Origin of the sequence: Pantoea sp. MBD-2R (assembly GCF_039134845.1) — a bacterium.
Lineage (GTDB): Bacteria > Pseudomonadota > Gammaproteobacteria > Enterobacterales > Enterobacteriaceae > Erwinia.
This window is the reverse complement of sequence record NZ_CP152417.1, coordinates 917,849-932,116: the sequence shown is the minus strand read 5'-3', so window position 1 is coordinate 932,116 and position 14,268 is coordinate 917,849. Positions and strand designations below refer to the sequence as shown.

General features: G+C 56.4%; 11 protein-coding genes. 4 read left to right on the top strand and 7 right to left on the bottom strand.

The features are described 5' to 3' along the window. The first annotated feature begins 98 nt into the window (after positions 1–98). From mtnN to AAGQ96_RS04185, 3 genes are all read left to right on the top strand, one after another. A complete protein-coding gene (gene mtnN, locus AAGQ96_RS04195; RefSeq protein WP_342754932.1) occupies positions 99–797 on the top strand; it encodes a 5'-methylthioadenosine/S-adenosylhomocysteine nucleosidase in 699 nt (232 codons plus the stop codon). Continuing rightward, positions 790–1,590, top strand: a complete 801-nt coding sequence (btuF, locus tag AAGQ96_RS04190) for a vitamin B12 ABC transporter substrate-binding protein BtuF (RefSeq protein ID WP_342754931.1) — start codon at positions 790–792, stop codon at positions 1,588–1,590. Before mtnN ends, btuF begins: the two co-directional genes overlap by 8 nt. A gap of 136 nt (positions 1,591–1,726) precedes the next feature. Then, on the top strand, positions 1,727–1,981 hold the full coding sequence (locus AAGQ96_RS04185) for a hypothetical protein (protein WP_147195370.1): 255 nt from the start codon (positions 1,727–1,729) through the stop codon (positions 1,979–1,981). Positions 1,982–2,018: 37 nt separating this feature from the next. Here AAGQ96_RS04185 and erpA read toward each other — a convergent pair whose 3' ends face one another. After that, positions 2,019–2,363 carry an iron-sulfur cluster insertion protein ErpA gene (gene erpA / locus AAGQ96_RS04180; protein ID WP_147195368.1) on the bottom strand — a complete coding sequence of 115 codons (345 nt, stop codon included), beginning with the start codon at positions 2,361–2,363 and terminating at the stop codon, positions 2,019–2,021. Between the two features lie 81 nt (positions 2,364–2,444). Continuing rightward, positions 2,445–3,875, bottom strand: coding sequence for a H(+)/Cl(-) exchange transporter ClcA (gene clcA / locus AAGQ96_RS04175; protein WP_342754930.1), 1,431 nt, complete (start codon positions 3,873–3,875; stop codon positions 2,445–2,447). A gap of 168 nt (positions 3,876–4,043) precedes the next feature. On the opposite strand from clcA, the gene hemL reads away from it, so the two are divergent. After that, entirely contained in the window at positions 4,044–5,327 is a 1,284-nt protein-coding gene (gene hemL / locus AAGQ96_RS04170; protein WP_342754929.1) for a glutamate-1-semialdehyde 2,1-aminomutase, read from the top strand. A 174-nt stretch (positions 5,328–5,501) separates the two neighbouring features. Here hemL and fhuB read toward each other — a convergent pair whose 3' ends face one another. The 5 genes from fhuB to mrcB form a co-directional block, all read right to left on the bottom strand. After that, positions 5,502–7,481: a Fe(3+)-hydroxamate ABC transporter permease FhuB gene (gene fhuB, locus AAGQ96_RS04165; RefSeq protein ID WP_342754928.1), complete on the bottom strand. Its 1,980-nt coding sequence runs from the start codon at positions 7,479–7,481 to the stop codon at positions 5,502–5,504. Continuing rightward, entirely contained in the window at positions 7,478–8,356 is an 879-nt protein-coding gene (gene fhuD / locus AAGQ96_RS04160) for a Fe(3+)-hydroxamate ABC transporter substrate-binding protein FhuD (protein WP_342754927.1), read from the bottom strand. The genes fhuB and fhuD overlap by 4 nt, the downstream gene beginning before the upstream one ends. An 8-nt stretch (positions 8,357–8,364) precedes the next feature. Beyond that, positions 8,365–9,159: a Fe3+-hydroxamate ABC transporter ATP-binding protein FhuC gene (gene fhuC / locus AAGQ96_RS04155; protein WP_147195358.1), complete on the bottom strand. Its 795-nt coding sequence runs from the start codon at positions 9,157–9,159 to the stop codon at positions 8,365–8,367. A gap of 45 nt (positions 9,160–9,204) precedes the next feature. After that, positions 9,205–11,394 carry a ferrichrome porin FhuA gene (fhuA, locus tag AAGQ96_RS04150; RefSeq protein WP_342754926.1) on the bottom strand — a complete coding sequence of 730 codons (2,190 nt, stop codon included), beginning with the start codon at positions 11,392–11,394 and terminating at the stop codon, positions 9,205–9,207. A 276-nt stretch (positions 11,395–11,670) separates the two neighbouring features. After that, positions 11,671–14,196 (bottom strand): bifunctional glycosyl transferase/transpeptidase, encoded by a 2,526-nt coding sequence (gene mrcB, locus AAGQ96_RS04145; RefSeq protein ID WP_342754925.1) that lies wholly within the window; start codon positions 14,194–14,196, stop codon positions 11,671–11,673. Positions 14,197–14,268 lie beyond the last annotated feature (72 nt).

Here is a 14,268-nt window from a genome sequence, read left to right as displayed (position 1 = left end):
TTGCCCTCCTCTGACTGGCTTCCGCCAGGTTGCAATTAATCATGGTAAACTATGCACTACATTTGACGAGTTGTTCTACAACAATAGCGAGTATCCCTATGAAAGCAGGCATTATTGGTGCAATGGAGCAGGAAGTAACCCTGCTGCGTGACAAAATTGAAAACCGTCAGACCATCTCGCTGGCAGGATGTGAAATTTATACCGGCACGCTGAACGGCGTAGAAGTGGCGCTACTGAAATCGGGTATCGGAAAAGTGTCGGCTGCAATGGGCACCACGCTGCTGCTGGAGCTTTGCAAGCCGGATTTCATTATTAACACCGGTTCTGCTGGCGGTCTGGCTTCCACGCTGAAAGTAGGCGATATCGTCGTCTCCGACGAAGTGCGTTATCACGACGCGGACGTCACTGCCTTCGGTTACGAAGCGGGCCAGATGGCAGGTTGCCCGGCAGCCTTTACTGCTGATGCCAAACTGATTGCCGCCGCAGAAACCTGCATCGCACAGTTGGGATTACATGCGGTGCGCGGTCTGGTTGTTAGCGGCGATGCCTTTATTAACGGTGCCGAACCGTTGGCCCGCATTCGTTCGACCTTCCCTGCGGCCATTGGTGTTGAGATGGAAGCCACTGCAATTGCCCACGTCTGCCATCAGTTTGCCGTACCGTTTGTCGTGGTTCGTGCCATTTCTGACGTGGCTGACCAGGAATCCCATCTGAGCTTTGATGAGTTCCTGGTCGTGGCCGCCAAACAGTCTTCGCTGCTGGTGGAAACGCTACTGACCCATTTGTCCCGTGGCTAAATTTTTTGCCGCCCTGCTGCTGCTGTGCTGCTTTAGCACGGCGGCGGCAATTCCTCCACGCGTTATCACGCTCGCGCCTAATCTGACCGAACTGGCTTTTGCAGCAGGCATCACGCCTGTTGGCGTCAGCGCCTGTTCAGATTATCCACCCGCCGCCAAAACGATTGAGCAGGTTGCCAACTGGCAGGGGATCAACGTCGAACGCATCATCGGACTAAAGCCGGACGTGGTACTGGCCTGGCGCGAAGGGAATCCGCAGCGGCAGGTTGATCAGCTGACAGCATTCGGCATCAAAGTGATCTGGATGGCACCCACCTCGGTCAGTGAAATGATCGACAGCATCCGACAGCTGCAAGCCTTTAGCCCGCAGCCTCAGCAGGCCCGACAGGAAGCGTTGCATCTTCAGCAGCAGTGGGATGCGTTGCAACAGCGCTACAGAGGTGTCAGTAAACAGCCGGTCTTTTTACAGTTTGGTCAGCAGCCACTGTTTACGGCTTCGCGCAATACGCTACAAAACGAAGTTCTCACGGTCTGCGGTGGCGAAAACATCTTTGCCGACAGTCGCGTAGCATGGCCGCAGGTCAGTCGCGAACAGGTGTTGATGCGTCATCCGGCGGTGATAGTGACTGGCGGAGAAGCCGATCGGGTCATGGCGATAAAAGCGTTTTGGCAACCGCAGCTAAACGTTCCGGTTATAGCTTTACATGACGACTGGATTAGCCGACCAGGACCACGTATTATTCTTGCTGCTCAACAATTATGCAGCCAACTGCAAAGCGAGCGAAATCGCTGAAACGGATCAGCCTGTACTAAAGGACGGCTAAAGTTTCGGCAAAAAGTGTCGTTAATAGAGTAACGAGGCGGCGAGGTTTTTATAATTGCTGCCCGGATTCAGGGCTTACGTCCTTTACACCAGGATCTCTAAAAAAATGAAAGCCGTTTACCTGGCCCTTGGCCTGATGATGGCTGGTCATGCCTGTGCTGCCTCAATTACCGGCAGCATTGGGGTCAAACTGACCATTTACTCGCAATGTCACATTGACGGGCAAAGCACTACACCAGCAGCTTCGCCAGCGATAGACTGCGGGCAGCAGGTTGCAGCGCAACCTAAAGTTACGCAAACGATGGTTTCACGCAGTAGTGAAACAGGTCGGGTCTCGAAACTGGTAACAATAGAGTGGTAAGCAAAACCCCGATGGCGCAAGCTTCGGGGTTTTTTATTTAGATGCTGAAGGAAGAACCACAGCCGCAGGTCGTTTTCGCATTCGGGTTAGTCACCACAAAGCGGGAGCCTTCCAGCCCTTCGGTATAATCTACCGAACCGCCAACCAAATATTGCAGGCTCATGGGGTCGACAACCAGCGCCACACCCGCTTTTTCAATCGTCATATCGCCGTCGTTCACTTTGTCGTCAAAGGTAAAGCCGTACTGGAAGCCGCTACAGCCGCCACCGGTGATATAAACGCGCAGTTTCAGATCGGGGTTTTCCTCGTCTGAAATCAGATTCTTGACTTTACTGGCCGCTGCTTCGGTAAATTGCAGGGGCAGAGCTATTTCGTCACTCATTTAACACTCCAGTATGCCTACGGGCGAGAGGTCATAAATCGACCATCAATCGCACCATTATCTTATACACCAGTATAGCAATCAAGTATCGGCCCGTTTGGCTGCCGGATACGTGGCACTCTGTGCTGCCGCATCATCGACCTGTTGCTGCCGCGCCAGCGTTCGGGCCAGTAGCGAGGAGTAAAGCGGTTTCCCACCTAAAAACTGTGCCAGCAATGTTGCCCCAAGGCAGGTAATAATCATCGGCAGAATAAGCTGGTAATTATCAGTCATTTCCAGCACCAGTACGATGCCGGTTAGCGGCGCTCTGACCGAGGCGGCAAACAGCGCGCCCATCCCGGCGATGGCAAAAGTACCCGGTTCGAGATGATAAGCCGGGAACAGCGCCGCGCCCGCCATGCCAAACGCCGTTCCCAGCAGCGTTCCCAAAGCCAGCATGGGAGCAAAAATACCCCCCGGCGCGCCGGATCCGAAGCAAAGCAGCGTGGTTGCCATACGCGCAATAAAAATAAACAGCAGCATGCCAACGCTATAGCTGCCTGCCGCCGCAACGGGGATCAGGTTGAAACCACCACCGGCTGCCTCAGGCTGGATGACGCCAAGCACGCCACAAATACCGCCGAGCACCGCGCCAATTATCAGCACCTTTTTTAAATTGCCGCCGTGCAGGCGCTGAAACATATCCTGCGTCTTGAAAATCAACGCATTAAACGCCACGCCCACCACGCCAAAAATCATGCCCAATACCAGATAGAGCCACAGCGTGTTAACCGGCGAATTTGCCAGTTTTCCGACGGCGATCACCGTGTGTTCCCCGTTGAAAATGCGGAATACCACGCTCGACATGATAACGCCAATAAACACCGCTTTAATCGAGATTACGCTGTAGCGAAACTGTAAACGCATCTCTTCGATGATAAACAGAATGCCCGCCAGCGGCGCGTTAAAGGCTGCCGAAAGCCCGGCTGCCGCGCCGGTAGCCAGAAGAGAATGGCGGGCTTCGGCACTTTTCATGCGGAAAATATCCAGCACCATTCGACCAATATTACCGCCAAGCTGCACGGTTGGGCCTTCGCGCCCCAGAACCATACCGGCACCCAGCGTGCCCATCCCGCCGATAAATTTTACCGGGATCACCCGCCACCAGCGAACCGGCCGTAGCTCCTCAAGCGCCCCTTCAATTTCCGGGATGCCGGAACCGCCAGCTTCAGGCGCGAAGCGCCGCACAAGGTAATAACCCACCACGGCCAGTAGCGCCGACAGGATAAAAGCCAGCGGAAACAGCAGGATCCAATGCGTTTCTACATGGGCAAGCACACTTAGCCGCCAGTGACTGACAGCATTAACCGCTTTCTCAAACCCGACGCCCACCAGGCCTGCCAGCGTGCCGACAACACCGGCCATAATCAGTACCATCACCGGCGTCTTGTCTCGCCGTAATAACAGGCGCAGGAAGTCGCCACGTCGTGCAGGAACTACGCTTAACTGGTCAGAAGAGGGAGCCGGATTCATATTTAGTCAGTATCAGGTAAGGGGAGCCTGATATTTTACTTACCTGACTCCCGATGTCGCAGAAAAAGTTGTCCTTCTGTGTCAAAAACGCGACTGGCCTTTTAACCCGGCCGCATGTTCCCTTAGAATGGCGGAGTTTTTTTATAATGCATCCTCAGGAGCGGAACCATGAGTAAGTCTGAAAATCTGTATGCTCAGGCACAGCAACTAATTCCCGGCGGCGTCAATTCCCCGGTACGCGCCTTTACCGGCGTTGGCGGTGTACCGCTCTTTATCGATCGCGCTGACGGTGCTTATCTGTATGACGCGGACGGCAAAGCCTATGTGGATTATGTCGGTTCGTGGGGACCCATGGTGCTGGGCCATAATCACCCCGCCATCCGCAACGCGGTGATTGAAGCGGTTCAGCGTGGTCTGAGCTTCGGTGCGCCTACCGAGATGGAAGTGAAAATGGCGCAGCTGGTCACCGACCTGGTACCAACCATGGATATGGTGCGCATGGTAAATTCCGGCACCGAAGCCACCATGAGCGCGATTCGCCTGGCGCGTGGCTTTACCCATCGCGACAAAATCATCAAATTCGAGGGCTGCTATCACGGTCACGCCGATCATCTGCTGGTTAAAGCAGGCTCCGGCGCACTGACGCTGGGCCAGCCGAACTCACCGGGCGTCCCCGCTGACTTCGCTAAGCACACCCTGACCTGCACCTATAACGATCTGGATTCCGTACGCGCCGCGTTCGAGCAGTATCCGCATGAAATCGCCTGTATCATCGTTGAGCCAGTCGCGGGCAACATGAACTGCATTCCACCACAGCCGGACTTCCTGCCAGGCCTGCGCGCGCTGTGTGACGAGTTTGGCGCATTGCTGATTATTGATGAAGTAATGACAGGCTTCCGTGTCGCGCTGGCTGGCGCACAGGCGCATTATGGCGTGGTACCCGACCTGACCTGCCTCGGCAAAATCATCGGCGGCGGCATGCCGGTTGGCGCATTCGGCGGGCGTCGTGAAGTGATGGAAGCGCTGGCGCCGACCGGCCCGGTTTACCAGGCTGGAACGCTGTCCGGTAACCCAATCGCGATGGCGGCCGGTTTTGCCTGCCTGAGTGAAATTGCTAAACCTGGCACCCATGCCACGCTGACCGAACTAACGACTCAGCTGGCAGAAGGGCTGCTGAAAGTGGCAAAAGAGACCCATATTCCGCTGGTCGTTAACCACGTAGGCGGCATGTTCGGCCTGTTCTTCACCGATGCGTCAGAAGTGACCTGCTATGCAGACGTGACCAAATGTGACGTTGAACGCTTTAAGAAATTCTTCCATCTGATGCTGGAAGAAGGCGTGTACCTGGCACCTTCCGCGTTTGAAGCCGGCTTTATGTCGCTGGCACACAGTCAGGAAGACATTCAGCGCACCATTGACGCGGCACGCCGCAGCTTTGTTAAGCTGGCCTGAGTAAGCAGTTAGCTGGTTAGCAAAACAGAGTGCGACTGCGCGGGGAACACAGGCCGCTCGTAAAGACGCAAAAAGCGCCGTCTATGGCAGCTCGACTCGCACCATCCATGGTGCGAGACGCTTTATTCCCGGCCTGTGTTCCCCGACTAAGCTCTGAGCCGTTTCTACAAAAACTCACACCTTCCGCAGCAGATAGACAAAGTAAGGCGCGCCGATAAACGTAGCCAGTAATCCCGCCGGAACCTGAGCCGGAAAAGCCACCATCCTGCCGCACCAGTCAGCCACTGCCATCAGTCCACCGCCCAACAGTGCAGCCATCACCAGCTGAGGTAATGCACGACGGAAACCGGTCATTCGGGCAATATGCGGCGCCATCAGGCCAATAAAACTCAGCGGGCCGATAGTCAGCGTTGCTGCGGCCGTCAGCGCAGCCGCCAGCAGCAGCAGTGCCATACGTGCAGGTTTTAACGCAACGCCCAGTGAGCGCGCTGTTTCGCCGCCCAGCGGCAGCAGCGTCAACCAGCGTCGGCAGAGCGGCGTTAGCGCCAGCAGCACTAACGCGACAAGAACCGTCCGCCATGCCTGAGCGGCATCAACGTTGTAAGTGGAGCCGGAAATCCACGTCATTAAATCCGCCATCCGTGGATCGCCACTGGCCATCAGCAGCAGCAGCAGCGTGGCGAATGCCGTACTCAGTGCCATCCCTGCCAACAGCATACGCTCCGGCGAGAAACCGCCACGCCCGCCAACAAAGGTAATAACCAACAGCGTCAGCGCCGCGCCCAAACTGCCCGCTGGCAGCAGCCAGCCAAACGCGTCACCGGGCACCAAAAACAGCATTACCACCACGCCAAATGCCGCACCGGAACTGATCCCCAATACTTCGGGACTGGCCATCGGATTGCCGGTCAGGCGCTGAACGATACAGCCCGCAACGCCAAGCATCATCCCGGTAGCAATGGCAGCGGTCAGGCGAGGCATGCGCCATGGCAGCAGCTGCTGCCAGAGTTCTCCGCTGGCCCAGTGCCAGCCGTGGGCATCACGTCCAAAGCTCAGCGCCACCCCGGCCAGAAGCAGCAATATCAGCGTGCCGGCCAGGCTCCAGCCCAGCACATGATGGCGCTCAACCGGCACATGGTCGCCCTGGTTCATCGCTGGCGGCGCGGAGGAGGTGCGTAAACGCGGCAACAACCACAGCAGCAGCGGTGAGCCGATAATGGCGGTTGCCGTTCCGGTTGACACTTCCCGCCAGTTAGCGGTTAACCAGATGACGCACTGATCGGCCAGCCACAGCAGCAGCATGCCGATCAGCGGTGCCAACAGTAGCCGACTGAGCAGCCGTCTTGCACCGAGCATTTTTGCCAGCAGCGGCGCAAACAGACCAATAAAGCCGATGATTCCTGCCGCATTGACCAGCTGCGCGCTCAGGACAATCGCCAGCGCCAGCACGCCCAGACGGGTGAGCGATAACGCCAGCCCCAGATTTTTCGCCACGCCGTCATCCAGACCCAGCAGCGTCATCGGACGCAGCAACAGCAGCGAGAGCAGAAAGCCCACCAGCAGTTTCGGCCAGAGAAAACTGACGTTGCTCCAGTCCATCTGATTTAGCGTGCCGGTGCCCCACAGAAAAATATTCTGCAACCGGTCATGGTTAAACAGGCCGATTATCTGATTTACCGCGCCGCAGTAGAGCGACATCACCAGGCCAGCCAAAATCAACGTAACCGGCGAAAGCCGTTTTCCCCAGGCAATGCCAAACACAATCAGCCCGACGAAAATCGCCCCGCCCATCGCCGCCATTTGCTGTACAGCAAGACCGCCCGGCAGGCTCCAGAGCGCCGCGACGGTCAGACCCAGCTGCGCGCCCGTTGCCACGCCCAGCGTGGTCGGCTCCGCCAGGGGATTGCGCAGTACCTGCTGGAACAGCAAGCCGACCAGCCCCAGCCCCGCCCCCACTAACAGCGACAGCGCCAGACGCGGCATCAGGCTGTAGTGAAACAGCATCTGGTCAATACGATCGGGCTGAGCGGCATGCAGCGTACTGAGCCACTGAGAAGGCGGCAGCTGCTGGCTAAAATTGTCATATGTCAGGCTTAAGGCCAGTACAAACAGCAGCGTTAACAAAATGGCCGGGAAACGTAGCGACGTTCTCATGCTGCCCCCAGCGCGCTGTCCAGCGAGCGGCAGAAACGCATTGCCGACAGCGTTGCGCCATAAAACCAAACCTGCGGCACCCGACGGAAGCGGTTTTCTTTCACAAAGGAAAATGACTGCCAGAGCGGCGTTGACGTTACCTGCTGCGTTAATGCATCGTCGCCGTGCGCGAAACAGATCGCATCAACATTGCTCAGCGTCGCCAGCCGTTCGATGCCAATCACCGCGCTGCCCCAAAAGTTTGTTTCACCCTGCCAGGCATTTTCAATTCCCAGCTCGTCCATCACTTCCAGAAACAGGCTGCCCTTGCCAAAAACCAGCGCGTGGCGAGGATCAAGCAGCGACATCAGCAGCACCGGCCGCTTTACCCTGCCCGCCAGACGTTTTTTCGTTTGGGCAAGCGCCGCGTCAAATTCCACCAGATGCTGCTGCGCCTGTGGCAGACGGTCGAGGCGCTCAGCCAGCTGCAAAAGCGACTTGCGCGCCATCGTTAGCGGCTTACCGCTGTCATCGCTAAACGCAAAACCCATTACCGGCGCGATGCGTTCAATCTTCTCTTTCGCGGGCCCGTAGCCGGAAGAATAAAGGATCAGCGAAGGCTGCATCTGGATCATCAGTTCAAGGTTGGGCTCAGTGCGCAGACCGACATCCACGGTGGAGGCGGGAAGCACCGGTTCACCGACCCACAGTCCGTAATTATACATTTCGGCAGCGCCTACAGGTGCCACGCCCAGCGCCATCATCAGCTCCGTCGGTAGCCACTCGAGGGTAATGATGCGCTGAATATCAGGCCGGGCTGCCTGCACGCGTAATGAGGGCAGCAAAGGCGAAAGTGCCATCGCCATCAGCAAACGGCGGCGAAAATAGTTCGGCATAAAATCCCTTAGTAAACAAAGCTCACCGGCGTAACGCCGTCTGGGTGAGGCAAAATTCCCATCGGAATACCGTAAATGCGCTGAAGCACGTCGGGCTGCATAATCACGCTGGCATCGCCTTCGGCAATCATTTCGCCCTGGCGTAGCGCAACAAGGTTGTCGCAGTAGCGTGCCGCCATATTGATATCATGGAGAACGGCGATCACGGTTAGCCCGCGCTCACGACTGAGCCGCTGAATCAGCGCCAGTACCTCAACCTGATGGGCGATATCCAGCGCGGAAGTTGGCTCATCCAGCAGCAGGCAGCGGCTGTTTTGCGCCACCAGCATCGCAATCCAGGCACGCTGCCGTTCACCGCCGGATAAGCTGTCCACCAGCCGTCCGGCAAAAGGTTTCAGTCCTACCAGGCTGATGGCTTCTTCTACCCGCTCACGATCCTCGTGCCCAAAACGGCCCAGCGCGCCGTGCCACGGATATCGTCCCATCGAGACCAGCTCACGCACCGTCATCCCTTCCGCAGGCGGCAGCTGCTGCGGCAAATAGGCCACGGCGCGAGCGAACATCTTGCTTTGCCATTCACCAAGCGGTTTACCGTTCAGCATGACTTTGCCACTGGTGGCTTGATAGTGCCGCCCCAACAGTTTCAGCAATGTTGATTTGCCGGAACCGTTATGACCAATCAGGCCGCAAACTTTACCGGTTGGGAAAGCGTGCGTTAACGGTTGCAGAAGCGTTCGGCCGGGAACGGCAAAGGTCGCGTTTTCAAGCGAGAAGGTAGTATCGGACGAGTGCGAAGAATGCATAACGGTCTTCTGATTGGCGGGTGCGGCGAACCGCACCCGGATAGATTAGAAACGGAACGTGGCTGTACCGACGATCTGACGTTCAGCACCCCAGTAGCAAGCGTAATCGCGATAGCAGCTGGCGACATAGTCGCGATCGAACAGGTTGTTGACGTTAACACCCACGGATGAGCCCGGCAGGCCGAAACGGCCCAGGTCATATTTCACCATCGCATCCACGGTGGTATAGGCAGCGACGTTAAAGTTCTGGTTCGCATTATCGCCGGTACTGTACAGACCTTTGCTTTCGCCGACATAACGTACGCCGACACCGGTGGTCAGGCCGGAAAGCGCCGTTTCGTGGAAGGTGTAGTCCGCCCACAGCGAGGCCATATTTTTCGGCACCTGAACCGGCGTTTTTCCTTTCAGCAACGTATCGTGCGTGTATTCCGCATCGGTGTAGGTGTAGGACGCGGTCAAATCGACGTTAGCGTTAACGGCGGCCTTAGCTTCCAGCTCCACGCCGCGCGAACGGATCTCACCACCCTGATTACTGAACCGCACATCGGCAGGATCCGCCGTCAGGTTTTTGGTTTTAGTCAGCTGATAGAGCGCGCCGGTAATCACGATTGGGCGATCTTTCGGCACATATTTCACCCCGGCTTCATACTGCTTCGCGCGGGAAGGATCGAACGGCTGACCGCTTGATGTTGTGCCGGAAGTTGGAATAAAGGATTCGCTGTAGCTGAAATAAGGTGCCACGCCGTTATCAAACACGTAGTTCAGGCCGCCGCGCCAGGTGAAAGCCTGATCGTGGCTTTTGACCAGGGTGCTGGCGTCACGGTTAAATGCCGAGGTCATGGCATAATCGTAACGCGCGCCCAGCGTCATCACCCAGCGATCCCACTCCATCTGATCCTGCGCATAAAGCCCGGTCTGCTCCTGCTTGTTCAGGTAGTGATAAGGGAAAGTGATAACCGTGCTGTCATTACCATACTGCGGATTCAGCGCGCTGAGCGAGGAGGCTGAACCGAAATTGGCGTTGATATCGTTGCGGGTACGCTGGTAATCCACGCCGAGCAGCAACGTGTGATCCAGTGCGCCAGTGGCGAATTTAGCCTGCGCCTGGTTGTCTACCGCAAACTGATTCAGTTCTTCTTCAGAACCGGCGTAGCCACGCGTGATGCTGTTGGTATTGCTGTCAAAACCATTACCGTAAATGCTGCGGTAATCGGTGCGCAAATCGGCGTAGCGCAGGTTCTGACGCACCGTCCAGGTGTCGTTAAAACTGTGCGAGAAGCTATAGCCAATCATTTTTGTGTTGCGTGAAATCTTGTTGCTGGCCTCGCCTTCGTCGAAGTCCGTACCCAGCTTGTGCTGTTTACCGTTAGCATCCGTTATTGGCACCACGGTGCCCTCACGAGGCAGCCAGCCGTAATAGCCGGTTTCAGGCTCGTTCTGGAAATAGGTCAGCAGCGTAAAGTTAGTATTGGCATCCGGCTGCCAGCTGAAAGAAGGCGCGATGGTGTAGCGCTTTTCCTTCTGCATCTCCTGTTGCGCATCCTGGCTACGCGCCAGGCCGGTTAAGCGGTAAGAATAAACGCCGCTATCGTCCAGCGCGCCGCCAAAGTCAAAGCCGGTCGAGAACAGATTATCGGTTCCCATCTGGAACTGGACTTCGCGCAGGGTTTCAGTTGTTGGCCGCTTGCTCACCAGCGAGACGACGCCGCCTGGATTGCTTTTCCCATACAGCACGGAAACCGGGCCACGCAGCAGTTCTGCGCGCTCCAGGAAGTAAGGATCGATAGCGAATTCAGAGTAGTTGTCGCCCTGTAACTTCAGCCCATCGAGATACTGGTTAGTATTGGTTTCGCTAAAGCCACGAATCGACAGCGCATCAATCACCTGTGAGCTGCCGCGATTACCGGTCATCACGCCAGGCGTGTAGTTAAACGCTTCTTTTACCGTGTTGACGTTACGCGTTTCCAGCTCATCGCGCGTCACCACAGAGACCGACTGCGGATTCTTCTCGATTGGCGTATCGGTTTTGGTGCCGGTTGCACTGTGCTTCGCGGCGATAGTCGGTGCCGGGCCCCAGGCGCTTTCCTGGGGGCCACCGGCAGCATCGGCGCTAACGGTAAGGGTTTCTTCGCCAGCCGCAAAAGCCGATGCGGAAAGACTCACTGCAACAAGGATCGCCAGTGGACGTAATGGGGTCGCTGGCGGGGACAAACGTTTCAAAGACAAAGTAGCCATTAGCATTTCTCTGAATCAAAAAGATGGAATGTAAACGCGAATTATTATTATATCGATTCGATAATATGCGAATTTCCGGAAAAGCTGCAAGAACAAATCCAGCCTGTTCCTACTGTCTGATGGCTGAATAGCCTGATGTTAATTGTGGAAAACAGAGTGGTAATCGGAATGTGATGATGAAAAGCGTATTTTTATTATTTAGTTAGCGGGAATCGGTTCAGATATCAGGCAAAAAAAAGCCGGTTTCCAGGAAACCGGCTTATCGCTACAGGTCAGTTACTTACCAAACATATCTTTGATCCAACCTGCCACGCCATTACTGTCTTTCTGCTCGTCCTGTTGCTGTTGCTGCTGTTGCTGTTGCTCCTGCTGCTGTTGCTCCTGCTGCTGCTGGACTTGCTGCTGCTGTTGCTGACACAGCGCGTTAGCATCCGTGGTCCAGACTGGCAGCGTACGCCAGCTGCTGCTGCCCGTGCCGCAGACAAAGTTACCGGCGGAATCAACGCTCATCGGCGCGATATCTTCCGGCGGCGTCGGCATCAGCGGCATTGGCGTCTGGTTATCCAGATAGCGACGGTAAATCTGCATTGCACCGCTGGCACCATACAGTTTGGTTGTCTGGTTGTTATCGCGACCAATCCAGGTGATGGCGACTTCTTTGCCATCCACACCCGCAAACCAACTGTCGATCTGATTGTTGGTGGTGCCGGTTTTCGCTGCCAGATGCGCTTTTGGATAACGTGCGCCCAGCGCATGGGCCGTCCCTTCCTGCGCCACCTGCTGCATGGCATACAGCGTCAGATAAGCAGCCTGAGCCGGTACCGCGCGCTCCGCCTGAGGGAAGCTCTGATACAGCACCGTGCCGTCTTCAGCAATGACCGAGCGCAGCGCGGAAAGCGGTGCACGGTTGCCGCCGCTGGCAATGGTCTGGAACGCCTGCGCCACTTCAACCGGCGTCAGGTTCAACGCGCCCAGCAGCATTGACGGCACCGGGTTCAGCTGATCTTTCGCCACGCCCAGTTTGGTCCAGGTATCCACCACCTGCGGCAGTCCCAGCGTCATCCCCAGATTTACCGTCGGCACGTTCATTGAGTGCGCCAGTGCATCAACCAGCATCACCTGGCCACTGAAGCGGCGGTCATCGTTCTGCGGTTTCCAGATCTGGCCATTTGGCTGTTTCAGCGCGATAGGGTTATCGGCGATCCAGGTATTCAAACGGTAGGTGTCCGGCTGGCTGAGCGCGGTCAGGTAGGTCGCGGGCTTGGCCAGAGACCCGATTGAACGGCGAGCCTGCAAGGCGCGGTTATAACCGGCGAACTGCGGATCGGAACCGCCAACCATTGCGCGCACTTCCCCACTGAAACGGTCAACAATCACCATCGCCGTTTCCAGATCGTTCAGGCCACGCTGTTTACGCAGCGCCGGGATCCCATCTTCAACCGCTTTTTCGGCCGCATCCTGAGAAACCGAATCCAGCGTGGTGAAAATCTTCACGCCGGAAAGATCTTTCACTTTGTCGCCGAGCTTCGCCTGAAGCTCGTTACGCACCATCTGCATAAACGCAGGCTGAGGCGTAATCACGCCGCCTTTCGGCTGCACGCCCAGCGGACGTGCGCTGAGCATGTCGTACAGCTCCTGATCGATCACTTTCTGCTGCTGCAACAAACGCAGCACCAGGTTACGGCGCTCCAGCGACAGCTTCGGATTGCGCCATGGATTGTACAGCGACGCGCCTTTCACCATGCCGACCAGCAACGCCTGTTGATCAAGGCTCAGCTCGTCGACCGGACGGCCGAAGTAGTACAGGCTTGCCAGCGGGAAGCCGCGGATCTGATCGTTACCCGCCTGGCCCAGATAGACCTCGTTCAGGTAAAGCTCCAGGATGCGATCTTTGCTGTAACGCGCATCCATAATCAGCGCCATATAGGCTTCGTTAGCTTTACGCCACAGCGAGCGTTTGTTGGTGAGGAACAGGTTCTTCACCAGCTGCTGCGTCAGCGTACTGCCGCCCTGCACTGCCCTTCCCGCCGTGATATTGGCCAGGAACGCACGTCCAATAGAATAGAAACTAATGCCATCATGCTGATAAAAATGACGGTCTTCGGTCGCCACCAGCGTATCCACCAGCAGATCGGGGAAGCCCGCGCGCGGCACGAACAATCGCTGCTCGCCGTTTGGCGATTGCAGCATGGTGATCAGACGCGGATCGAGGCGGAAGAAACCAAAATCACGGCCGCTGTCGAGATTTTTAATTTCACTCAGGGCGTCGTTACTGAAAGTCAGTCGCGCACGGATCTGCCCTTCTTTGCTGTCCGGGAAGTCGAACGGACGACGGATCATCTCGATGCTGTTCGCCTGAACGGTAAACTCGCCAGGCCGCGTCATGCGCGTCACTTCACGATACTGCGTGCCTTCCAGCAGCGCGATCATCTCTTTCTTGTTATAAGACATGCCCGGCTCAAGGCTGACCATACGACCATAAACCGTCGCCGGTAACTGCCAGACTTTGCCATCAATACGGCTGCGGATCTGTGAATCGAGGTAAACCCCGTACACCACCATCACCACTATAAATACCAGCAGCAGCTTCAGTAATAAGCTCAGCCAGCCCCTCTTTTTGCGCGGTGGGCGCCCTTTTCCTTTACGTGGCACGGGTTCTGCCTCCTCATTGTTATGATTGTCATCCTGAAAATCAGCATAATTATCGTGTTCGTCATCCCTGCGGCGACCTCGTCCCGCTTTGTTACGCGGGGGTTTGGGCTGTTTACCTTTCCGCCCAATAGGTTCGCGATCGTCAGACATTCTTCTCTTCTCTCCAGGGCCGCATACTTTGTTCTTACACTCGCTGCTTCGGAACGGGAACCTTCCGAAACG